This is a genomic window from Methylobacterium hispanicum (assembly GCF_022179285.1).
Lineage (GTDB): Bacteria > Pseudomonadota > Alphaproteobacteria > Rhizobiales > Beijerinckiaceae > Methylobacterium > Methylobacterium hispanicum.
In genome coordinates, this window is sequence record NZ_BPQO01000009.1 from 143319 (window position 1) to 165022 (window position 21704).

Here is a 21704-nt window from a genome sequence, read left to right on the forward strand (position 1 = left end):
CTATCGCAGCGCCCGGAAGGCCTCGGCCGCCGCATCGTCCGTCTTGTCGATGTCGGGCGCGTCGATGCGCCGGTAGCGGGCCTGGATCAGGCCGAAGGCCCCGAAGGCGACGTGCCCGGCCGCGACCACGGCGAGCAGGATCCAGCCGTATTCCTGCCGCCGCAGCAGCCGGAAGGCCTCGCCCAGGCCCTTCACCTCGGAGGAGCGCTGGTACCACGCCGCCACGACGAGGAAGCCGCCGATGATCAGGAAGGCGACCCCGCGCGCCGCGTAGCCGAAGCGCCCGATCGGCCGCGCCCAGCGGCACTGCTCCGGGCCGAGCGCGAGGCGCTCGGTCACGTCGCCGCCGACCGCCTTGCCCAGGAAGCCGAAGCCGCCGGCCACGATCCCGAGGCCGATCAGCGCCAGCAGCCAGCGGCCGAGCGGCTTGGCCATGAGCCACGCGCTCCAGTCCTGCATCCCGTCGCCGCCCTTGAGGCCGAGCCCCAGGCTGAGGCTCGCCGCGGTGAGCGCGAGGCCGGCATAGATCCCGGCGCTGACGAGATGCGCGCCGCGCACCGCCAGCCCTTTCGGGCCGGCGCCGCGCCGGTCCGCGTCGGTGATCCCCTCCACCAGGCGCCAGATCGCGAAGGCGAGGAGCCCGACCGCGATCGCCCCGACCACGACGGGCCCGAAGGGTCCGCCGAGCACCGTCCGCAGCGCGCCCTTGCTGTCCCCGGTCTGACCGCCCGCGCCGAGCGCCGCCAGCACGGCGAGCGCGCCGACCACGCAGTAGACGAGGCCGCGCGCGCCGTAGCCGTAGCGGGCGAGGCGCTCGAGGGTGTTGCGTCCGGCGAACGCCCTCACGTCGGGGACCGCTGCGGCTTGCCGGCGAGCGAGACGTAGAAGCCGAGCCCGTCCTGCGCCGGCAGGGTCTGCAGGCGCTCGATCAGGCCGCGGCGCTTGGCGTCGAGCAGGAGGCGGCCGATCGGCTGGAACAGGGTCTCGCCGCCGCCCTCGGGGGGCGGGGCGAGGCGGATCGCCACCACCTTGCTCTTCCCGAAGCGGGAGCGCTCCAGCATGTCCTTGAGCGAGGCCTCGGCCGTGGCGCGGTTGGCGCCGCGCAGGTCCAGCACCGCCTCCGCATCGGTGACGCCGAGCGAGCCGCGCAGCTTGTCGGCGTAGAACTCTTCGAAGTGGGGCAAGGGCAGAGGACCTGACGAAGGCTAGAAGACGACGCGGGCGTAGATATCCGAAACGGCCAAGTCGCCGTCGAGTTCGGGCAGCGCGATCCGGTCGGCGGGACCGAAGACCTGCATCTCCCAGTCGCGGTCGCGCTGCCAGACCTCGATCCGCCTCTCGTTCTGGTAGACGATCAGGAAGGTCCTGAGGCTCGGCACGGTGAGGTAGAAATCGACCTTGCGCCCGCGATCGTTGGCCATGGTGGAGGGCGAGAGGACCTCGGCGATCAGCACGGGGTCGCGCGCGTAGCCGCTCGGGAGCGGCGGTCCGCAGCGCACGACGACGTCCGGGATCGGCGCGAAATCGTCCATCGCCTCGCTCAGGATGGCGAGGCCGGGCAATGCCTCGCACCCGCGCGCGTCGGCGAGGTCGCCGACCCGGCGCAGCAGGTTGTAGACGAGTCGCTGATGTCGCTCCCGCGGCGGCGACGTCAGCACGGGTTCGCCGTCGAGGAGTTCCCAGCGCTCCTCGTCGGGGCGGCTCTCCACCCAGACCTGATACTCGGCGACGCTCATGCGGGCGTCGCGTCTCGCGGCCAAAGCCATCGGGGCCTCATCCTGCCTGCGCCCGGATGGTAGCACCGCGGAGGCCGCCCGCAACAGCGACCGCCGGGGCCATGGCCCCGGCGGCCAGGTCCGAACCGATCAGCCGTGCACGAGCACGTTGCGGAACTGCCAGGGATCCTGCGTGTCGATGTCCTCCGGGAACAGGCCGGGGCGGTCGGTGAGCGGGGTCCAGTCGGTGTAGACGCCGACCACGGGGCCGAGATACGGCGTTTGGACCTCCAGGCAGCGGCGGAAATCCATCTCGTCGGCCTCGACGATGCCGGCCTCCGGGTTCTCCAGCGCCCAGACCATGCCGGCCAGCACCGCGCTCGTCACCTGCAGGCCCGTGGCGTTCTGGTAGGGGGCGATGGCCCGGGTCTCCTCGACCGAGAGCTGCGAGCCGTACCAGTAGGCGTTCTTCTTGTGGCCGTAGACGAGCACGCCGAGCTCGTCGATGCCGTCCACGATCTCGTTCTCGTCGAGGATGTGCTGGCGCTCCTGCACCTTGCCGGCATTGCCGAACATCTCGTGGAGCGAGAGCACGGCGTCGTCGGCCGGGTGGTAGGCGTAGTGGCAGGTCGGGCGGAAGACCGGCCGATCGCCCTCGCGCACCGTGTAGTAGTCCGCGATCGAGATCGCCTCGTTGTGGGTGACGAGGAAGCCGAACTGGGCGCCCACCGTCGGCACCCAGGTGCGCACGCGGGTGTCGGCGCCGGGCTGGAGCAGGTAGATCGCGCAACGCGAGCCCGTCTCCTGCTCGCGGGCGTTGTCGGGCTTCCAGGTCTCGTGGGTGCCCCAGCCGAGCTCGGCCGGCTGGTTGCCCTCGGAGACGAAGCCCTCGACCGACCAGGTGTTGACGAAGACGCCGCGCGGCTTCGGGTTCTTGGCGCGCTGGGTGTCGCGCTCGGCGATGTGGACGCCCTTGACGCCGAGATCCTTCATCAGCGCGGCCCACTCGGCCCGGGAGGACGGCTCCGCCCGCTCCAGGCCCGTGTCCGCAGCGATGTTGAGGAGCGCCTGCTTCACGAACCACGAGACCATGCCCGGGTTGGCGCCGCAGCACGACACCGCCGTGGTGCCGCCGGGGCTCTGGGCGCGGGCGTCGAGGATGTTCTGGCGCAGCGCGTAGTTGGTGCGGTCGCCCTGGCTCTTCGACTTGTCGAAGTAGAAGCCCGGCCAGGGCTCGGCCACGGTGTCGATGTAGAGCGCGCCGAGCTCGCGGCAGAGCTCCATGATGGCCCGCGAGGAGGTATCGACCGAGAGGTTGACGCAGAAGCCCTGGCCGCCGCCCTCGGTGAGGAGCGGAGTCAGCACAGCGCGGAAATTCTCGGGGGTGAGCGCCACCGTCTCGAAGCGCAGGCCGTGCTTCTCGGCGAGCGCCTTGTGGGTATCGACCGGGTCGATCACCGTGAAGCGGGCGCGGTCATACTCGAAGTGGCGCTCGATGAGCGGCAGGGTGCCGCGCCCGATCGAGCCGAAGCCGATCATCACGATGGGCCCGCTGATGCGGCCGTAGATCGGGTGACGGGACGGCTGATCGGTCATTCCGGGGAGATCCTCATCGTCTCGCGCGCCCCGGCAGGGGCGGGTGGTCGGGCATCGGTGGTTAAGCGTCGTCCGTGACGAAGCGGCGACAGGCCGGGCGCGGCTGTCCCGGCGATGCGCCGGGGCGGGCGGCTGCAGCACGCTCCGGAGGGCTTCTGACCGCGCCCGCCCGCGTGGTCAACCGTCCGTGCCCGGGCGGGTCCGGCCTGGATCAAGACCTCGTCCCGCCCGATCGCCCGGCGAAAGACAGATTTTCTCCCGAACCGCGGGCCGGATCGCGTCCTGCCCGAGCGACCCTGCAGAACAGCGCAAGTGTTCCGCGCCGCCGGCACTTTGCGACATATGAGATTCCCGCATGTGCCCCGTGCGGCCCGGCGCGTTGCGCCGCCCGCGCACCCTGCTCACATTGCACTGCAACAGAGGCCGAACGGTCCGTGGAAGCGCCCCCCAGACGCCCATGGAGTGAGCCATGCTCTCGGTCCTCGTCTCCCAGTGCCCCGCCCCCGAGCAGGAGGCGGTCGATCGCGACCCCGGCCTGCTGACCCTCGCCTTCGCGCTGGTGCGGAGCCTGCGCCGCCGGCTGGCCTGAGGCCGGGCCACCACGCGTCTCGGCGGGCGTTGCCCCTACGCGATTGCCTCGTCCTTCCCCCGACGCTAGAGCGCTCCGGGCCGTCGGGATCGGATCTGGAACGGCTCTAAAGCTCTGGGCGCGCATCGACTTCCGGTGCCGTCCGGTACGCCGCCGAGGGGACGAGATCGATGCCGACACGCGCGCTTGCCGAATCTGCGGCCCGGACGACCCGGCACCGGGCAGGCCTGGGCGTCGCGCTGCTCGCCGCCCTGCTGCTGTCGGTGCCGGCCGCGGCGCAGGAGACAGCGCCCGGGGCGGACGAGGCTCCAGCCGCCCCCCAGAAGCCCAAGCCCAAACCGGCCCCCAAGCCGAAGCCCAAGGCTGCGGAGAAGGCCGCCGAAAAGCCCGCGGAGGTGAAGTCCGAGGCCGCTTCCCCGGCCGCTTGGCCCGCGGGGGCCGACTCGGTGAGCGAGACCTACGGCGAGTGGACGACGAACTGCGCCCGCGCCGAGGCGCGGACGAGCTGCCTCGTCACCCAGTCCCAGGGCGACCGCCAGAGCGGCCGGCGCCAGTTCGTGTTCGAGATCCGGACCCCGCAGGAGGGCCGGGCCGAAGGTCTGATCCTGATGCCGTTCGGGCTCAACATCGAGTCCGGCGTGACCTTCAAGCTCGACGAGGCGGTCCTCGGCAAGGGCGCGCCCTACACCACCTGCACGAGCGAGGGCTGCCTCGTGCCGATCAGCTTCCCGACGCTCGCCACCGACGCGATGAAGAGCGCCAAGGCCCTCGTGGTGAACGCCCAGAAGGCCAACAGCACCGAGGCTGTCACCATCACCCTGCCGCTCGGCGGCTTCAACGCCGCCTTCGCTCGCGCCGCCGCGCTCGGGGGCTGAGCGGCTGGCCGCGCGGGATGCCGAACCGATCGAAACCGCTCTGGATCCTGACGGCGGCCCTGCTCGTCGGCACGCCGGCGCTCTGGATCGTCTACTGGTGGCAGGTCCTGGCATCGGGCAGCCTGCCGCACGACGGGGACGCCGTGGCTATCCCGATGTTCGCGGGCGTGGTGACGGGCTTCCTCGCAAGCCCGCTCGTGCTGGCCACGGCGTGGTTCTGTCTCAGGCGCTACGATCCGCGCACGCGGCTCCTCGCGTGGCGCGGCGACCGGCCGGTGAGGAGCGTGGCGGCGACCCTCGTGTTCGGCGGCCCAGCCCTCGTGCTGACGGCAGGCTTGCTCCACGACCTCGTCCTGGGTGTCGAGCCCCTCCACGAATACATCCTCGTCGCCCTCCGGGCGCCCTGGATCGCGTGGCTCCTCGCGATGCGGGCGGCACTGGTCGGACAGCGCGCGCCCGCCGCCGGTGACGACGGCGCACCGCGTCCGATTTCCGGCAGTCCGTGAGCTGGGCTAAGAACAGGGCCGCATGAGGCCGGACGAACCGGCTCGGCAGGGCCGACAGGGAGGGAACGCCATGGGGCGGACGACGAGACGGATCATGCTGGCGGTGCTGCTCGCGGGGGCGGGGATCCCCTCCGCGCGGGCGCAGGAGCCAGCCCCGCCCGCCACGGAGGCGAAGCCGCCCGAACTCGCCAAGAACGAGACCATGGCGGCCCGGCTCGCCGGTCTGGTGGGCTTCGTCAACGTCGCCTGCCCGGAGCTGCGCGGCGAGCCGGAGCAGCTCCACGCCGCGGTGCGCCGCCTCGGCGTCGAGCCCGGCGCCCTCGATGCCGGGACGCTGCACCTCGCCGCCACCGCCTATCTGGAGAGCTACCGCAAGGATCCCGAGGCCAATTGCCGGCGCGCCTTCGACAGCTTCGGCCCCTCGGGCAGCCTCGTCCCGAACCTCGTCGCCCGCCGCTGAGGCCCCGGTACGCCTCCATTAAGCCGCCGTTAGCCGTGCGCCCGGCAGAGTCGCGCTGCGTACGGCGTCGGGGCGTTCCATGGGGGCGGGACAGGTGAGGGGAGACCGGGCGGGCGGCCTGCGGGCGTTGCGCGCGGCCCTGCTCCTGGGAGCCCTGGCGGCCCTGCCCGTTCCCGCGGCCGCCGCGCGGCTCGTCGCCCTGACGGGCAGCGAGGCCCGGGCCGGCGAGGGCGCCGCGCCCGCGCCCTACGGCCGCATCCGCCTCACCTTCGACAGGCCGGTCTCGGTCAAGGCGCGGGCGAGCGCGGGCGTGCTGATCCTGAGCTTCTCCGAGCGGGCCCCCGGCGGGGCCGAGCGGCTCGCCCAGGAGATGCCCGCCTACATCGCGGTGGCCCGGCGCGATCCCGACGGGACCGGCCTGCGCCTCGCCCTGCAGCGGCCCGTCCGGATCAGCGTGCAGGAGGCGGCCGAGCAGGTCTTCGTCGATCTCCTGCCCGAGGGCTGGACCGGTCTCGTGCCGCCGCTGCCCGCGGAGGTGGTGGCCGAGCTGGCGCGGCGGGCCGAGGCGGCGGAGGCGGCGCTGCGGGTGCGCAACCCGCCCCCGGCCCGCCGCCCGCTCGCCCTCGAGGTCGCCCACCTGCCCACCCTGACGCGCCTGTCGCTGCGGCTGCCGCCGGGGGTGTCCAGCCAGAGCCTGCGGGAGGGCGCCGCCACCCGCCTGCGCATCGCCGGCGCCTGGACCATCGACACCGCGGAGGCGCGCGGCCGGACGGCGCCGGCCCTCGCCGGCCTGGCCGTGGAGACGGAGGCCGAGTCCGCGAGCCTGCTGCTCACCCCGGCCGAGGGCTACGCGCTCAGCGTCGAGCGCGAGGACGACGCGGTCGCCGTCGATCTGGTCAAGGCGGGCGAGAGGCCCGCAGACCCGGTGGTCGGGCCGGGGGGCGGTCCAGGGGTCGGGCCGGCGATCCCGTCGGCGACCGGGCGGGCGGCCGCGGCGGAGGCGCCGCGTCCCGCCGATCCGCCGCGGCCGGCCCCCGCGCCCCGCGAGAGCGCCCCCCGCCCCGCCTCCGAGGCCGAGCCGCCGCTGGCCAAACCCGGCACGGGCCTCGTCTTCGGCTTCCGCGCCCTGCCGCCGGTGGCGCTGTTCGAGCGCCTGGGCGTGGCGACGCTGGCCTTCGAGACGGACGAGCCCGTACGCCTGCCCGAGGCCGGCACGGCTGCCGGGCTCAGCCCCCTCGGCGAGCCGCGCCGGGTCGGCAACCTCACCGTGCTGCGCTTCTCGGTTCCGCCCGGCCGGCTCGTCGATCTGCTGCCGGTGGCGGCCGGGGAGGGCGCCGGCTGGGAACTCGTCGCGGGCGAGGCGCTGACGCCCAGCACCGTGCTCGACCCCCGGCGGCGGACGGACGCCGCCGGCCGCTTCGGCCTCGCGGTCGATCTGCCGAAACCCGGCGCGGCGACTTGGCTCGATCTCGACGGCGAGCGGATCGCCCTCGTCACCACCCGGGGCCGGCGGCCGGCCGGGATGCCCAAGCGCCAGCGCTTCGTCGATTTCGAGCTGCTGCCGAGCCGGTTCGGCCTCGCGGTGCTGGCGCTGGCCGACGACCTCGCGGTGCGCCCCGACCTCGACGGGGTCGTGGTCGGGCGCGAGGGCGGGCTCGCGGTGTCGAGCGTGGCGCAGCGCCCGGAGACGGCTTTGGCCGAGGCGGGCGCCCCGGCCATCGATCCCGAGGGCTGGGCGCGGGCCCGGACCGGCAACCTGCGCGCGCTCCTGCGCCAGCAATTCGCCGCCGCCGCCGCCGCGCCGCCGGGGGAGCGCGGCCCCTTGCGCGTCGCCCATGCCCGCACGCTCATCGCCGCCGGGCTCGACCTGGAGGGACTGGCGGCCCTCGAGACCGCCGCGGCGGACGATCCGCTGGTGGCAGTGCAGCGCGAGACCAGCCTCTGGCGCGGTCTCGCCCTCCTGCGCGCGGGCCGCCCCGCCGAGGCCCGCGCGGCGCTCGGCGGCGACGTGCTGGAGCGCGATCCCGAGGCGGTGCTGTGGCGCTCGGTGGCGGAGGCGGGCGCGGGCCTGTGGCGCGAGGCCGAAGCCGGCTTCGGCCGCACCCTGCCCCTCGCCGGCCGCCTGCCGGAGGATCTGCGCGACCTCGTGCTCGCGGCGGCGGCCGAGTCCGCGATCGAGGGCGGCGACATCGACGCGGCGGTCGCCCGGATGGACGCCGCGCCCAAGCACGACCCGCTGGTGCGCGACCGCCTCGCCCTGGTGAAGGGCCGGGTGGAGGAGCTGACCGGCCAGACGGTGGCCGCCCTCGACCGCTACGAGCGCCTGGAGGTCGCGGCCGCCGCGCCCGTCGCCGCCGCCGCGGGCCTGCGCCGGACCCTGCTGGCGCTCGGCACGGCCAAGATGTCCTCCGGCGAGGCGCTCGCCCGGCTGGAGCGCCTCGCCCTGACCTGGCGCGGCGGCCCGACCGAGGAGGCGATCATCGCCGGCCTCGCCCGCAGCTACGCGGCCGCCGGCCGCTTCCGCGAGGCCTTCGCGACGACCCGGCGCGCATCCGCGGCCTTCCCGACCTCCGAGATGGCACGGGTGCTCAACGGCGAGGCGCAGAGCCTGTTCGACGCGCTCTACCTCGGCGGACGCGGCGACGCGTTGCCGGGCGTGGAGGCGGTGGCGCTCTACTTCGACTTCAAGGAATTCGCCCCGATCGGCCGGCGCGGCGACGAGGTGGTGCGCCGCCTCGCCGACCGGCTGGTCGGGCTCGACCTGCTCGATTCGGCGGGCGAGCTCCTGCAGCACCAGATCGACCACCGCCTCACCGGCCAGGCCCGCGCCGCGGTCGCGGCCCGCCTCGCCACGGTGCGGCTGATGGACGGGAAGCCCCTCCAGGCGCTGGAGGCGATCGACGCGACCCACCTGCCGGAGCTGCCGGCCGACCTGCGCCGCGCCCGCGCCCTGGTGCGCGCCCGCGCCCTGTCGGATCTGAGCCGTACGGACCTCGCCCTGGAGACGATCGAGGACGAGGGCGGCCCCGACGTCGCGCGCCTCAGGGCCGACATCCTCTGGGCGGCCCGGCGCTGGCGCGGCGCCGGCGAGGCGCACGAGGCGCTGCTCGGCGAGGTCTGGCGCGGCGGCAAGTCCCTCGACGCGGCCGCCCGCGCAGACGTGATCCGCGCCGGCATCGCCTACGACCTCGCGGACGAGCGCCTGGGCCTGGAGAGACTGAAGGCCAAGTTCGCCGGCCTGATGGCCGAGAGCGCGGACGCGCGCAGCTTCGCGCTGATCACCGGCGCCGACCCGACGCGCCAGCCGGGCTTCCGCGAGATCGCCCAGCGCGCCTCGAAGGCCGAGACGCTCGGCGCCTTCCTGGCCGAGTACCGCAAGCGCTATCCCGACGCCGCCGCGCCCGAGCGCGGCCGGGCGGACGGCGGCTCCCCGCCGGGTCCGGGGGAGGGCGCGCAGAGCCGCGCGGAGACGCAGCCGGCGCCCCCGCCCGGATAGCGCGCCCGGATCGGTCGGCTACGAGCCGAACTGCGAGCCGAGCTGCTCCAGGTACTCGGCGAGGTCGAGGCCGCCGACGCGCTTGCCGTAGTCGAAGCGCTGGCCCTGGCGGATGTCGATGCTGGCGCTGCGGGTCGTCAGTGTGAACGGGCGCACGCAGACCCAGGCGCCGTCGCGGCGATGCTCGAAGTATCCGAGGATGTCGTGCTTGGCCATTGGACCCACCGGGAACGGAAATCGGCAGGTTAACGGCCGGAAACGCCGGCGGTTCGACTGCTCATCCGAAATCGTCGCTCGCGGCGTTACGCTCAAGCTTGGTCCGGGGCGGAGCGGACGGGCGTCCCGGCGATGACGGGGCGGCCCCGACCGCTCGCGCCGAAGCGGCCTCAGCCGTCGAGCAGTTCCACCGTCACCGGAACGTGGTCCGAGGGCTTCTCCAGGCCGCGCAGGTGCTTCTGGACCGAGGCCGAGACCAGCCGGTCGGCGGCCTGCGGCGAGAGCAGCAGGTGGTCGATGCGGATGCCCTGGTTCCGCGGCCAGCAGCCGGCCTGGTAGTCCCAGAAGGTGTAGACCCCCGCGCGCGGGTCGCAGGCCCGGAGCGCGTCGGTGAGACCCTCGGCGAGCAGGCTCCGGAAGGCCGCGCGCGATTCCGGCCGGAACAGCGCGTCCTCGCGCCACGCCTCCGGGTCGGCGGCGTCCTCCGGGTCCGGGATGACGTTGTAGTCGCCGGCCAGCACCAGCGGCACTTCGGCGTCCATCAGCGCGCGGGCGTGCCGGCGCAGGCGCTCGAGGAAGGCCAGCTTGTAGGGGAATTTCTCGCTCGCCACCGGGTTGCCGTTGGGCAGGTAGATCGAGGCGACCCGCACCGGCGCGACGCCCTCGCCCGCGACCAGCCCCTCGATGTAGCGCGCCTGGACGTCGGCCTCGTCGCCCGGCAGGCCGCGCCGCACCTCGGTGAGCGCGAGCGGCCGGCGCACCAGCAGCGCGACGCCGTTATAGGCCTTCTGTCCCAGCGTCTCGACCCGGTAGCCCGCCGCCTCGATCTCGGCGCGGGGAACGGACTCGTCCTGGCACTTCAGCTCCTGCAGGCAGACCACGTCGGGCTTGGCCTCGCCCAGGAAGGCCGTGAGGTGCCCGACCCGCTGCTTGATCGAGTTGACGTTCCAGGTGCTGATCCGCATCACGCCGCGTCCCTTGAGGCCGGCGCCCGTCATCGGGCCTTCGCACCCGCCTGACAAGCGGCGGGCGGGGGAGAAGGGGCCACGATGAGCACCGACTGGTTCGAGCCGATCCGGGCCTATTGCGAGCGCGCCGGCGCCGGGTTCTGGGACGAGCCGCTGAACGCCGCGACGAACGCAGCCTTCCTAGTCGCGGCGCTGGCCGCCGCCCGGCGCGCGGGGCGCGACCCGGCCGCCCTGGCGCTGGCCGCCCTCGCCGGCATCGTCGGGATCGGCTCGTTCCTGTTCCACACGCTCGCCGTGCACTGGGCGATGCTGGCCGACGTGATCCCGATCGCGCTCTTCATCTACGGCTACTTCTTCCTCGCCCTGCGGCGCTTCCTCGGGCTCGGGGGGCTTGCGGCGGGCGGCGCCACGCTCGGCTTCCTCATCGTCTCGTTCGGCCTCGTCCCGGCGCTCGACGCGCTCACCGGCCGCGACGTCGAGGCGCTGACCAACGGCTCGATCGCCTACCTGCCGGCCTTCCTGGCGCTCGGCGGCGTCGCGGCGCCGCTCGTCGCCGGCCAGACCTGCCATCGGGCCGCGGCCCGCCGCGCGGCGGGTCTGGCGCTCCTCGGAATCGCCGCCCTGTTCGGCCTCTCGCTCGCGGCGCGCACCCTCGACCGGGCGGCCTGCGGGACGATTCCCGTCGGCACGCACTGGCTCTGGCACCTCTTCAACGCGGGCGTCCTCTACGGGCTGATCACGACGGCCATCCGCTACCGGCAGCGCGTGCCGGACTGACGGCGCACCGCGGGCTCGCAGGTCCTTTGCGGGTTTCTTGCGGGTTTCTTGCGGGTGCGGACAAATCGTTGCATGAGTGCCGCGCCCGCCGGGGCGCGTCCGCGCTCCGCCGCTTGCCGGGCCCGGATAGGAACCATGACACACAGCCTCCGCCTCGGCGTCGCCGGCCTCGGCACCGTGGGTGCCTCCGTCGTCCGCATGATCGCGCGCCGCGCCGACGCGCTCTTCGCCGCGACCGGCCGGGAGATCCGCATCACCGCCGTCTCCTCGCGCGACCGGAACCGCGACCGCGGGCTCGACCTCTCCGGCATCCAGTGGTTCGACGATCCGGTGGCGCTCGCCCGCTCGGGCGCGGTCGATTGCGTGGTCGAGCTGATCGGCGGCTCGGAGGGGCCGGCCAAGGCCACCGTCGAGGCGGCGCTCGCCTCGGGCAAGCACGTGGTCACCGCCAACAAGGCGCTGCTCGCCCATCACGGCGCGGCGCTCGCGAAGGCCGCCGAGGCGGCGGGCGTGGCGCTGGCCTTCGAGGCCTCGGTCGCGGGCGGCATTCCCGTGGTGAAGGCGCTCCGCGAGGGTCTGCCCGGCAACGCGGTGAGCCGCGTCTACGGGATCCTCAACGGCACCTGCAACTACATCCTCTCGCGCATGGAGCGCGAGGGCCTGACCTTCGAGGCCTGCCTCAAGGACGCGCAGGCGCTGGGCTACGCCGAGGCCGACCCGACCTTCGACGTCGAGGGCTTCGACACCGCCCACAAGCTCGCCATCCTCACGAGCCTCGCCTTCGGCACCGTCGTGGACGCCGAGGGCGTCTCGGTCGAGGGCATCTCGCGGGTGCAGCCGCTCGATCTGCGCATGGCCGACGAGCTCGGCTACCGGATCAAGCTGCTCGGCGTCGCCCAGGCGACCGCGGCCGGCATCGAGCAGCGGGTGCACCCGACCATGGTGCCGAAATCCTCCGCCATCGCCCAGGTGATGGGCGTGACGAACGCCGTCACGGTCGATGCCGACGCGGTGGGCGAACTCACCCTGATCGGCCCGGGCGCGGGCGGCGAGGCCACCGCGTCCGCGGTCGTCGCCGACATCGCCGACGTTGCCGCGAACATGGCGGCCGGCCGCGTGCGCCCGACCTTCGGCCGACCGAGCGCCGCCTTGCGCCCGGCCGAGCGGGTCGAGATGCAGCGCCACGAGGGCGGCTACTACATCCGGCTCACCGTGCACGACCGCCCGGGCGTCGCCGCGGGCGTGGCCACCCGCATGGCCGAGCGCGAGATCTCGATCGAGAGCATCCTGCAGCGCCGCAGCGAGAACGCGGCGGTCAACGACCCGCGCGGGCGCTCCGGCCAGCCGGTGCCGCTGGTGCTGATCACCTACGCGGCCACGGAGGGGAACATCCGCGCCGCCCTCGACGCCATCGCGGCGGACGGCCTGCTCGCCGAGTCGCCTCAGCTGATCCGGATCGAGCGGGAATGATTCGTTAATCTGGAGTTGTAGGGGAAACCCGCGCGCTCCGGCCGGGTTGGGCGGAGACCGATCCGCCGCGTCCGTGCTATGCGGTCGGGCAGAGGAAGCTCCCGCGCGGCACGCGCCGCGCCGGGGGACGGCACCGGAAACATCCGGGCCGGGACGCGAGGGCAGGAACCATGTCTGAGGCGCCGCACGAGGGCTCGCGCAACGTCGCGATGCGCATCCTCGGCCTGGAACTCGCCCGCGTGACCGAGCGGGCGGCGATCGCCGCGGCGCGGCTGCGGGGACAGGGCAACGAGAAGGCCGCCGATCAGGCCGCCGTCGATGCGATGCGCGAGGAGCTGAACACCCTGCCGGTGGACGGCCGCGTGGTGATCGGCGAGGGCGAGCGCGACGAGGCGCCGATGCTCTACATCGGCGAGCGGCTCGGCCGCGGCGGGCTGGAGGTCGACATCGCGGTCGATCCGCTGGAAGGCACCACCCTCTGCGCCAAGGACATGCCCGGCGCCATCGCGGTGATGGCGATCGCCGAGCGCGGCGCCCTGCTCGCCGCACCCGACGTCTACATGCAGAAGATCGCGGTCGGCCCCGGCTATCCGGCGGGCGTGATCGATCTCGACGCGAGCCCGACCGACAACATCCTGGCGCTGGCCCGCGCCAAGGGCGTGCGCCCCCACCAGATCACCGCGCTCGTGCTCGACCGGCCGCGCCATGCCGGCCTCGTCGCCGAGATCCGCGACACGGGGGCGGGCGTGCGCCTGATCTCGGACGGCGACATCGCCGGCATCATCTTCACCACGAGCCCGGAGGAGACCGGGGTCGACATCTATCTGGGCACGGGGGCCGCCCCCGAGGGCGTGATCGCGGCGGCCGCGCTCCGCTGCACCGGCGGCCAGATGCAGGGCCGGCTGATCCTCGACTCCGCCGAGAAGCGGCGCCGGGCCGAGGGCATGGGCATCACCGAACCGAACCGGATCTACGACCTGACGGAGCTGGCGCGCGGCGACGTGATCGTGGCGGCGACCGGCGTCACCGACGGATCGCTGCTGCGCGGGGTACGCTTCCGCCCGAACGTGATCGAGACCGAGACCGTGGTCTACCGCTCCGCCACCGGCACGATCCGCCGCATCCGCGGCGAGCGGCGGCGCCTGGACGCGGGGGCCTAGGCCCGCGGGTTCCGTCCGGTTACGGGGATCGCTTCGTCTGGCGCGGATGCTCCCCCTCTTCGGCCGGGGGAGGGAGAGCGGCGCGGACTGCCCGGGCCCGAAGCCGCCTCATACCGTTTCCGGTCGATCGGTTCGGCCGCGCGCGGTGAACCGCGCCATGCCCCCTCTCCCATAGGGAGAGGGGGCCCGCGCTTCGTCCTGAGGCGATGCGTCAGACCGCACCGATCGACCGGAAACGGTATCAAACCTCCACCGTCAGCGGCACGCGGATGCGCCGGCCGCCGGGCTCGTCCAGGGCGCACCTGAGCTCGAGCCGCACCCGCGCTCCCGCCCGCTGCGCGGAAGCCGGCAGGTGGAGCCGGCACTGGACCACGGTGTCCCGCCCCGCGAGCGCGCGCCAGCGCACCGCGTGGCGGCGCCCGGCCCGCGTCCAGCGATCGCCGTCGTCCGGCTGGACGCTGAGCCGCGCGCCGCCGGGCGCCAGCACGTCCACGCCGTCGATCAGGACGTCGGCGGCCGCGGCGTTCGAGATCGCGAGGGCGAAGGCGTAGCCCTGCCGGCCCTGCCACGCGCCGACGAGCCGGCGCGCGGCGACCGGCGCGCCCTCCGGCACGGCCAAGGCGCCGCGCCGCCCGGCCCCGATGCGGAGGCCCGCGTACAGGATCGCGCCGGCCAGGAGCAGGAGGCCGGCCGCGGCGGCGAGGAGGGGCGTCGGCGGCATCAGGCCTCGGCGATCAGCGCCTCGATCCGGGCGATCTCCGCCCGGGTCTCGGCGATCACGGCCGGATCGACCGGGTCCTGCACGTCGTTCGTGTCGTGCAGGGCGAAGTAGTCGGCGTGCCGGCGCAACGCCTCGCTGGTGGCCCGGTCGGCGGCGGGCCCCTGGAGCTTGCGCCTGACGAAGGCGCTCCGGCTCTTGGTCGAGTAGTGGTTGACCCGCAGGTTGGTCCAGTCCGGCACCCGCGTGATCCCGCGCGCCGCGTAGGCGACGTCCCACTCGGCCGCGGCGCCGGACGCCGCGCGATAGAGCCCGTAATCCATGTCGATCGCGTGCACGTTGACGCCGAAGCCACGGAAGCGCTCGGGCCGGAAGACCGACTTGATGTGGTTGTTGAGCGGGTTCAGCTCGACCGCCCGCCGGTCGTACTGCTCGATCACGAGGCGCCCGGAATCGTGCTCCGCGCGGCCCGCGCTGCCGTAATTCGCCCAGTTCAGCGCCAGCGCGCTGACCGCGCCGTCGGCGCAGAGCTCCCCCAGCGTCTCGGGGATCGGGCGCCCGTTGGTCGGGACCAGGAACTCGTCGCAGTCGAGCGCCGCCAGCAGGTCGCAGGTCTCCCGCACCTCCGGCCGCGCCACCGTCTCGGCGTAGAACGCCGTCTGGAAGTAGCTGCGGCCGAGATAGTCGTAGCGGGTGACGATTCCGGCCCGGTCGAGCCGGCGCAGCAGGTCCGAGGTGGCGTCCGCACCGCCGTTGTCGGCGATGAAGAAGCGCGCGATCCCGCGGGTGCGGTGGTAGGCGAGCCATTCCAGCAGGTAGGGCGCCTCGTCGCGCGCGGGCGCGATCAGCCCGATCCGCGGCGGCCGGGACGGCGCCACGTAGCGCGCCGTCCCCAAAGGGGCGCCGGTCTCGGCGCTGTGCAGGGCGATCTTCGTGCCGACGGGGAAACCGTGGTCCAGCCGGAAGCCGGTCCGCAGGATGCCGCAGGCGCCGCGCGCCCGCACGTCCTCCCGGACCGCGCCGGCGACGAAGCGGAAGACCAGCACGTCGTCGGCCCGCACCTCGAGGATCGCCGGGCGCTCGCTGCCGTCCGGGCGGCGCATGCAGGCCCAGCCCGCGATCACGCGCCCGTCGATCGCCTCGATGGTCCCCAGCAGGGCATCGACATCCGCCAACCGAACCCCTCCCGCACTCGCCTCCGCGTGAGGCCCCGGGACGGCGCTCAGCCCAGCACGACGACCTTCGCGCCGACCGGGACCCGGCCGTAGAGGTCGATCGCGTCCTGGTTGATCATCCGGATGCAGCCCGAGGAGACCGACTGGCCGATCGAGTAGGGCTCCAGCGTGCCGTGGATGCGGTAGAGCGTGTCCTTGTTGTTCTGCCAGAGGTAGAGGGCGCGCGCGCCGAGCGGGTTGCGGGTACCGCCCGCGACGCCGAGGCCGCTCTGGAGCTTGTCGATCTGCGCGGCGAGGTCGGGCCGGCGCGCGATCATCTCCTTGGGCGGGTACCAGTCCGGCCAGGCCTGCTTGGAGTTCACCGTGGCGATGCCCGACCACGAGAAGCCCTGCTTGCCCACGCCGACGCCGTAGCGGCGGGCGCGCCCGCCCGTCTGCACCAGCGTGAGGTGCCGGGCGCGCGGATCGACAACGATCGTGCCCGGCTCATGGGGACCCGAATAGGCGATCTCCTGGCGCAGGAAGGCCGGGCTCATCTTCTTGTAGTTGAAGGCCGCGATCGGGAAGGCGTCGTCGGTGATCGCCGCGTAGGCGCGGGCGTAGTCAATCGGCCCGTCATCGACCGGGCGCTCGACCACGCTGCGCTGCGCGGGCGGCTGGCCGGGCTGCGGGGCAGGCCCCGGACCGGGCTCCGCCACGGGCCCGCGACCGGGCACCGCCCCCTCGTCGCCGAGCACGGGACGGCCGAACTCGACCCGGCCCGTATAGGGCTCGTAGCGGCCGTTGCGGCGGCGGTAGAAGGCGCCGTTCTGGTCCTGGTAGAGCAGGTCGTCGTCGTAGCCACCGCTGCCCCCCGGCACGAGGCCGACGCGCTGGGCGAGGGCGGGCAGAGGCCCGCCGAGGGAGAGGGCCGCCGCCGATCCGGCGAGCAGGAGGCGGCGCGAGAGGCCGGTCTTGAGATCCGACATGGCTTGAGCGTAGGACGTCCCTGATGGTGCCCGGCACAGCGCGTGCGGGCCACGGCGCGACCTTGCGCCGGCTGCCCCCGGAACGGCCAAGGTCGTCCGGTCAAGCTCTAGCAAAGTCAAGGCTCGTCTGAAACCTGTACGGCGGCGCGGGTCAGCCCTGCGCGGCCCGCCGTCGATTTCGCGCAACAGGTCCTTCACGGCCGCGTGAGCTGCGCAGGTCCGCGCCATCTCCCGCCCTGTCGGAGCCCGCGCTGCCCGCACCTGAGGCATTATTCCCAGGCCGCACGCCCCGGGCCGGCGGCAGGACAGGGCAGGACAGGGCAGGGCAGGGCGGCCCGCGGGTTGGCACGCTTGCTGCAATGGTCGCTTCAGCCGCGACAGCGCGGCGCCCCGGGGCAACGACGCCCCGACAAGCGGACGGTGTGAGTCCGGCCCCTCCGGCACGTGCGGTCGCCCCCCCGGGGCGACGCACCGCGAACTCGACGAGCACCCGCAGATGGCCAGCTTCAAGACCGTGATGAAGTCGGGACACCCCCCGACGCTCTTCGCCGCGTTCCTGTACTTCGATTTCTGCTTCGCGATCTGGGTGCTGAACGGGGCGATGGGCCCGTTCATCACCGAGACCTACGGCCTCACCCCGGCCCAGACCGGCTTCATGATCTCGCTGCCGATCCTGGCGGGCGCGATCATGCGCTTCCCGCTGGGCGTGCTCGCCCAGTATATCGGCCGCAAGAACGCCGCCCTCACCGAGATGGGCGTCATCGTGCTGGCGATGATCTACGGCTTCTTCTTCGTGGCGAGCTACAACGACGTGCTGGCGATGGGCGTGCTGCTCGGCATCGCGGGCGCCTCGTTCGGCGTGGCGCTCTCGCTCGGATCCGGCTGGTTCCCGCCCGAGCACAAGGGGCTCGCCATGGGCATCGCGGGCGCCGGCAACTCGGGCACGGTGCTCGCCGTGCTGTTCGCGCCCCCGCTCGCCCAGGCCTACGGCTGGCAGACGGTCTACGGCTTCGCGGGCGCCGTGATGCTCCTCCCGATCGCCGTGATGATCGGGCTCGCCAAGGAGCCGCCGGACAACCATCGGCAGACCTTCCGCGAGCACGTCTCCTGCCTGTTCACCAAGGACGGCTGGGCCTTCTCGCTGATCTACATCATCACCTTCGGGGGCTTCATCGGCCTGTCGAACTTCCTGCCGACCTTCTTCTACGAGAGCTTCGGCGTCACGAAGGTCGAGGCCGGGCGCCTCACCATGCTGGCGGCGCTGATGGGCTCCGGCATCCGCATCCTCGGCGGCTACTTCGCCGACCGGATGGGCGGGATCCTGGTGCTGACCGTGGTGCTGATGGCCGCGATCGGCTCGTTCCTGGCGCTCACCGCCGCGCCGTCGCTGGCGCTCACCACGATCCTGTTCATGCTCTGCTTCGCCGCGCTCGGGGCCGGCAACGGCGCCCTGTTCCAGCTCGTGCCGCTGCGCTGGCCGAACAACACCGCGGTCGCGGGCTCGATGATCGGCGAGGTGGGCGCGCTCGGCGGCGCCATCCTGCCGAATGTGATGGGCCTCTCGAAGCAGTACACGGGCGGCTTCGCGCCGGGCTTCGTCGGCTACGCGGCCTTCACGCTGGTGGTGCTGGGCTGCCTGTTCGTCTGGCAGCGCAAATGGGTGGGCGCCTGGGTCGGCCCGCGCGGCAAGGTGCTGGAGGCCGGTGCCCGTGCCGAGGCCCCGGGCGCTCTGAAGCCCGCCACCGCCTGAGGGCAGGCGCCGCGCGCGGACGGGAGCCTTGCGGGCCCCCGTTCCCGTTCGGGCGGCTTGATCGGCCGGCCCGCCCGGGCCAGACCGGGGCTCAGGACACGCCGACCCGAGCCGCCGATGACCGACCAGCCCACCGACGAACTCCTGTTCTCGCAGGACGAGGCCGGCATCGCCCGGATCGTGCTGAACCGGCCCCAGGCCCGCAACGCGCTGACCTTCGCGATGTACGAGGGCCTCGTCACCCTGTGCGAGCGGATCGCCGCCGACCCGGCCGCGAAGGTGCTGGTGATCACGGGCGCCGGGGACCGGGCCTTCGCGGCCGGCACCGACATCGCCCAGTTCCGCGAGGTCCGCACCGCCGACGACGCGCTCGCCTACGAGCGCTTCATGGACAAGGTGCTGGGAACCCTGGAGCGGCTGCGGGTGCCGACGATCGCGTCGATCGCGGGCGCCTGCACAGGCGGCGGCGCAGCGATCGCTGCGGCCTGCGACCTGCGCGTCGCCACCGCGGACGCGCGCCTGGGCTTCCCGATCGCCCGCACGCTCGGCAACTGCCTGTCGGTGGCCAATCTCGGGCGCCTCGCGAACCTCGTCGGCCCGGCCCGGGTGAAGGACATGATCTTCACCGCCCGGCTCCTGGGCGCCGAGGAGGCTCTGGCCATCGGTCTCGTCGGCGAGGTGGTGGCGGACGCCCAGGCCCTGCGGGACCGCACCGACGCCCTCGCCGGGCTCGTCGCCGGCCATGCGCCGCTCACCCTCCGGGCCACCAAGGAGGGCCTGCGCCGGCTGGCGGAGGACGCCGCGGATCCGGACGACGACCTGATCCTCTCCTGCTATCTCAGCGCCGATTTCCGCGAGGGAATGGAGGCGTTCCTGGCCAAGCGCCCGCCGGTCTGGACCGGGCGCTGAGGCGCCCCGAGCGGCTCAGCCGGCCGCCGCCTCCGCGCCGACGCGGGCGGCGAGCACGGCCTTCTTGCCGCGGATATGCGCGCGCATCAGCGCCGAGAGGCCGGCGCCGTCCCGGGCGCGCAGCAGGACGACCATGCGGGCGTGCTCCTCAACCGCGCGGGCCCACTCCGCCTCCGTCTGGTGGACGGAGTAGCGCGAGCGCTGGATGCGGCCCGACAGACCGAGGTAGATCGAGGTGAGGACGGCGTTCCGGGCGGCCGACATGATCGCCTCGTGGATGCGCCGGTTGAGCGGGTAGTAGCGCGCCGCGTCGCCCGCCCGCCACGCCTCGACCATCTGGCGGTGGTCGTCCTCGATCGCCGCGATCTCGTCCTCGGTGGCGGCGGCGCAGGCGAGGTCGGCCGCGGTCGCCTCGAGCCCCGCGATCACCTCCAGCATCTCCTCGATCTCGCGCTGGGAGATGCTCGCCACCCGGGCGCCCCGGTTCGGCAGCAGTTCGAGCAGCCCCTCGGTCGCCAGGATCTTGATCGCCTCGCGCAGGGGCGTGCGCGAGATGCCGAAGCGCTCGGTCAGTTCGCCCTCGTTGATGCGCGCCAGCGGCTCCATCTCGCCGGACTGGATCAGTGCCCGCATCCGCTCGGCGACCTCGTCGTGGAGGTAGCGGCGGTGAATTCCGATGCCGGGGTCGATCCTGTTCATCGGCCGGGGCCCGATCCGCGTGACCTGTCGTGCGCAATCGTACGTTTAGTTCGGCTCGATATGCGTGTCCATGCACAAGAGTGCAGGTTCGCCCTCGGGTGGTCGGGACGGCACGGGCGATGCTAAGCCGCCGGACCCGAACCGGAGACGTGACGATGCCCCTCGATGCGCCGGCCTACGCCGCCCTGGAACGCACCTTCGCCCGCCTCTCGGCGCTGAGCGGCGCGTCCGGCATCCTCGGGTGGGATTCTCAGACCCAGATGCCGGACGGCGCAGCGGCGGGGCGCGCCGACCAGATCGCGGTGCTGCACGGGCTCGCGCACGAGATCCTGACCGGGCCGCAGGTCGCCGACCGTCTGGCCGAGGCCGGCGCGGAGGCGCTGGGGCCGGAGCAGCGCACGAACCTCGCCGAGATGGAGCGCGCCCACCGCCACGCCGCGGCGGTGCCGCAGGATCTGGTGGAGGCGAGTTCCCGCGCGGTCTCGCGCTGCGAGATGACCTGGCGCTCCGCCCGCGCGGATTCGGACTTCGCCCGGCTCGCGCCCGAACTCGCCGAGGTGCTGCGCCTGCAGCGGGAGATCGGCGCCGCCAAGGGCGCGGCGCTCGGCCTCGCGCCCTACGACGCGCTCCTCGACGGCTACGATCCGGGCCTGCGCCGCGCGACCATCGACCCGCTCTTCGCCGAGCTGCGGGCGTGGCTGCCCGGCACGATCGCGGCGATCCGCGAGCGGCAGGCGGCGGGCCCGCACCCCGTCCCGACGGAGGGCCCCTTCCCGGTCGAGACGCAGCGCGCGGTCGGGCTCCGGCTGATGGAGGCGCTCGGCTTCGACTTCGCCCGCGGGCGGCTCGACATCAGCCTGCACCCGTTCTGCGGCGGCGCCACCGACGACGTGCGCATCACCACCCGGTACGACGACGCCGACTACGCCCGCGCCCTGATGGGCGTGCTGCACGAGACCGGCCACGCCCTCTACGAGCAGGGCCGGCCCACCGCGTGGCGCCGCCAGCCCGCGGGCGAGGCGCGCGGCATGACGCTGCACGAGAGCCAGAGCCTGATCGTCGAGATGCAGGCCTGCCGCTCCGAGGCGTTCTTCCACTACCTCGCGCCGCTCCTGCGGGAGGCCTTCGGGCGCTCGGGCCCGGCCTGGGAGGCGCAGAACCTGCACCGCCTCGCCACCCGCGTCGAGCCGGGGTTCATCCGGGTGGACGCGGACGAGGCGACCTACCCGGCCCACATCCTGCTCCGCTACGAGCTGGAGACGGCGCTGATCGCGGGCGACCTCGCGGTCGCCGACCTGCCGGGCGCCTTCAACGAGCGCGTGCGGGCGCTTCTGGGGCTCGACGTGCCGAACGACCGGCTCGGCTGCCTGCAGGACATCCACTGGCCGGGCGGCGCCTGGGGCTATTTCCCGACCTACACGCTGGGCGCGCTCGCGGCCGCTCAGCTCTTCGGGGCGGCCAGAGCGGCGGCGCCCGACCTGCTGCCGGGGCTGGCCCGGGGCGATTTCGCGCCGCTGCGGGACTGGCTGCGGGCCAACGTCCACGCCCGGGCGAGCCTCGCCGACACGGACACGATCCTCACCGAGGCGACCGGGCGCCCGCTCGGCACCGCGGCGTTCCGGGCCCACATCGAGGCGCGGTACCTGGGTTAGGCAGC

General features: G+C 73.8%; 20 protein-coding genes. 10 read left to right on the forward strand and 10 right to left on the reverse strand.

From position 1 onward, the window contains the following. From MFF56_RS12785 to MFF56_RS12800, 4 genes are all read right to left on the reverse strand, one after another. Entirely contained in the window at positions 1 to 846 is an 846-nt protein-coding gene (locus MFF56_RS12785) for a DUF1206 domain-containing protein (RefSeq protein ID WP_066919840.1), read from the reverse strand. Continuing rightward, entirely contained in the window at positions 843 to 1184 is a 342-nt protein-coding gene (locus MFF56_RS12790) for a hypothetical protein (RefSeq protein WP_066919838.1), read from the reverse strand. The genes MFF56_RS12785 and MFF56_RS12790 overlap by 4 nt, the downstream gene beginning before the upstream one ends. A 21-nt stretch (positions 1185 to 1205) precedes the next feature. Continuing rightward, complete coding sequence (locus MFF56_RS12795; RefSeq protein WP_066919836.1) at positions 1206 to 1766, reverse strand: Uma2 family endonuclease; 561 nt, start codon at positions 1764 to 1766, stop codon at positions 1206 to 1208. 99 nt (positions 1767 to 1865) lie between these two features. Continuing rightward, a complete protein-coding gene (locus MFF56_RS12800) occupies positions 1866 to 3311 on the reverse strand; it encodes a homospermidine synthase (protein ID WP_066919834.1) in 1446 nt (481 codons plus the stop codon). Between the two features lie 759 nt (positions 3312 to 4070). On the opposite strand from MFF56_RS12800, the gene MFF56_RS12805 reads away from it, so the two are divergent. From MFF56_RS12805 to MFF56_RS12820, 4 genes are all read left to right on the forward strand, one after another. Then, on the forward strand, positions 4071 to 4775 hold the full coding sequence (locus MFF56_RS12805) for an invasion associated locus B family protein (RefSeq protein ID WP_066919832.1): 705 nt from the start codon (positions 4071 to 4073) through the stop codon (positions 4773 to 4775). Between the two features lie 17 nt (positions 4776 to 4792). Then, positions 4793 to 5281, forward strand: a complete 489-nt coding sequence (locus tag MFF56_RS12810; protein WP_066919830.1) for a hypothetical protein — start codon at positions 4793 to 4795, stop codon at positions 5279 to 5281. Between the two features lie 70 nt (positions 5282 to 5351). Continuing rightward, positions 5352 to 5741, forward strand: a complete 390-nt coding sequence (locus MFF56_RS12815; protein WP_238230084.1) for a hypothetical protein — start codon at positions 5352 to 5354, stop codon at positions 5739 to 5741. Positions 5742 to 5820: 79 nt separating this feature from the next. Beyond that, on the forward strand, positions 5821 to 9237 hold the full coding sequence (locus tag MFF56_RS12820) for a tetratricopeptide repeat protein (protein WP_238230085.1): 3417 nt from the start codon (positions 5821 to 5823) through the stop codon (positions 9235 to 9237). Between the two features lie 18 nt (positions 9238 to 9255). On the opposite strand, the gene MFF56_RS12825 is transcribed toward MFF56_RS12820, so the two are convergent. Both MFF56_RS12825 and xth read right to left on the reverse strand, forming a co-directional pair. After that, positions 9256 to 9453 (reverse strand): hypothetical protein, encoded by a 198-nt coding sequence (locus MFF56_RS12825; RefSeq protein ID WP_066925728.1) that lies wholly within the window; start codon positions 9451 to 9453, stop codon positions 9256 to 9258. Between the two features lie 170 nt (positions 9454 to 9623). Then, positions 9624 to 10418 (reverse strand): exodeoxyribonuclease III, encoded by a 795-nt coding sequence (gene xth / locus MFF56_RS12830; RefSeq protein ID WP_066925730.1) that lies wholly within the window; start codon positions 10416 to 10418, stop codon positions 9624 to 9626. 84 nt (positions 10419 to 10502) lie between these two features. Here xth and MFF56_RS12835 point away from each other — a divergent pair, with 84 nt between their 5' ends. The 3 genes from MFF56_RS12835 to glpX all read left to right on the forward strand — a co-directional run bounded on the left by MFF56_RS12835 (position 10503) and on the right by glpX (position 13828). Then, positions 10503 to 11198, forward strand: a complete 696-nt coding sequence (locus MFF56_RS12835) for a hypothetical protein (RefSeq protein ID WP_238230086.1) — start codon at positions 10503 to 10505, stop codon at positions 11196 to 11198. 135 nt (positions 11199 to 11333) lie between these two features. Then, positions 11334 to 12668: a homoserine dehydrogenase gene (locus MFF56_RS12840; RefSeq protein ID WP_066919733.1), complete on the forward strand. Its 1335-nt coding sequence runs from the start codon at positions 11334 to 11336 to the stop codon at positions 12666 to 12668. 170 nt (positions 12669 to 12838) lie between these two features. Beyond that, a complete protein-coding gene (gene glpX, locus MFF56_RS12845) occupies positions 12839 to 13828 on the forward strand; it encodes a class II fructose-bisphosphatase (RefSeq protein WP_066919730.1) in 990 nt (329 codons plus the stop codon). A 241-nt stretch (positions 13829 to 14069) separates the two neighbouring features. On the opposite strand, the gene MFF56_RS12850 is transcribed toward glpX, so the two are convergent. From MFF56_RS12850 to MFF56_RS12860, 3 genes are read right to left on the reverse strand one after another with little or no spacing between them, the layout of a single operon-like run. Next, positions 14070 to 14549: a hypothetical protein gene (locus MFF56_RS12850; RefSeq protein WP_066919729.1), complete on the reverse strand. Its 480-nt coding sequence runs from the start codon at positions 14547 to 14549 to the stop codon at positions 14070 to 14072. Beyond that, positions 14549 to 15721, reverse strand: coding sequence for a glycosyltransferase family 2 protein (locus MFF56_RS12855; RefSeq protein ID WP_066919727.1), 1173 nt, complete (start codon positions 15719 to 15721; stop codon positions 14549 to 14551). Before MFF56_RS12855 ends, MFF56_RS12850 begins: the two co-directional genes overlap by 1 nt. A 47-nt stretch (positions 15722 to 15768) precedes the next feature. Beyond that, positions 15769 to 16689 carry a L,D-transpeptidase gene (locus MFF56_RS12860; protein ID WP_066919725.1) on the reverse strand — a complete coding sequence of 307 codons (921 nt, stop codon included), beginning with the start codon at positions 16687 to 16689 and terminating at the stop codon, positions 15769 to 15771. A gap of 496 nt (positions 16690 to 17185) precedes the next feature. Between MFF56_RS12860 and MFF56_RS12865 the strand changes: the two genes are divergently transcribed. Continuing rightward, the gene (locus MFF56_RS12865) at positions 17186 to 18439 is read left to right on the forward strand and encodes an MFS transporter (RefSeq protein WP_066919723.1); all 1254 of its coding nucleotides are present in this window, start codon (positions 17186 to 17188) and stop codon (positions 18437 to 18439) included. A gap of 117 nt (positions 18440 to 18556) precedes the next feature. Next, positions 18557 to 19348 (forward strand): enoyl-CoA hydratase/isomerase family protein, encoded by a 792-nt coding sequence (locus MFF56_RS12870; protein ID WP_066919721.1) that lies wholly within the window; start codon positions 18557 to 18559, stop codon positions 19346 to 19348. A gap of 15 nt (positions 19349 to 19363) precedes the next feature. Here MFF56_RS12870 and MFF56_RS12875 read toward each other — a convergent pair whose 3' ends face one another. Continuing rightward, positions 19364 to 20047 carry a GntR family transcriptional regulator gene (locus MFF56_RS12875; protein WP_066919719.1) on the reverse strand — a complete coding sequence of 228 codons (684 nt, stop codon included), beginning with the start codon at positions 20045 to 20047 and terminating at the stop codon, positions 19364 to 19366. A gap of 155 nt (positions 20048 to 20202) precedes the next feature. Here MFF56_RS12875 and MFF56_RS12880 point away from each other — a divergent pair, with 155 nt between their 5' ends. Continuing rightward, positions 20203 to 21699 (forward strand): carboxypeptidase M32, encoded by a 1497-nt coding sequence (locus MFF56_RS12880; protein WP_066919717.1) that lies wholly within the window; start codon positions 20203 to 20205, stop codon positions 21697 to 21699. Positions 21700 to 21704: the final 5 nt, after the last annotated feature.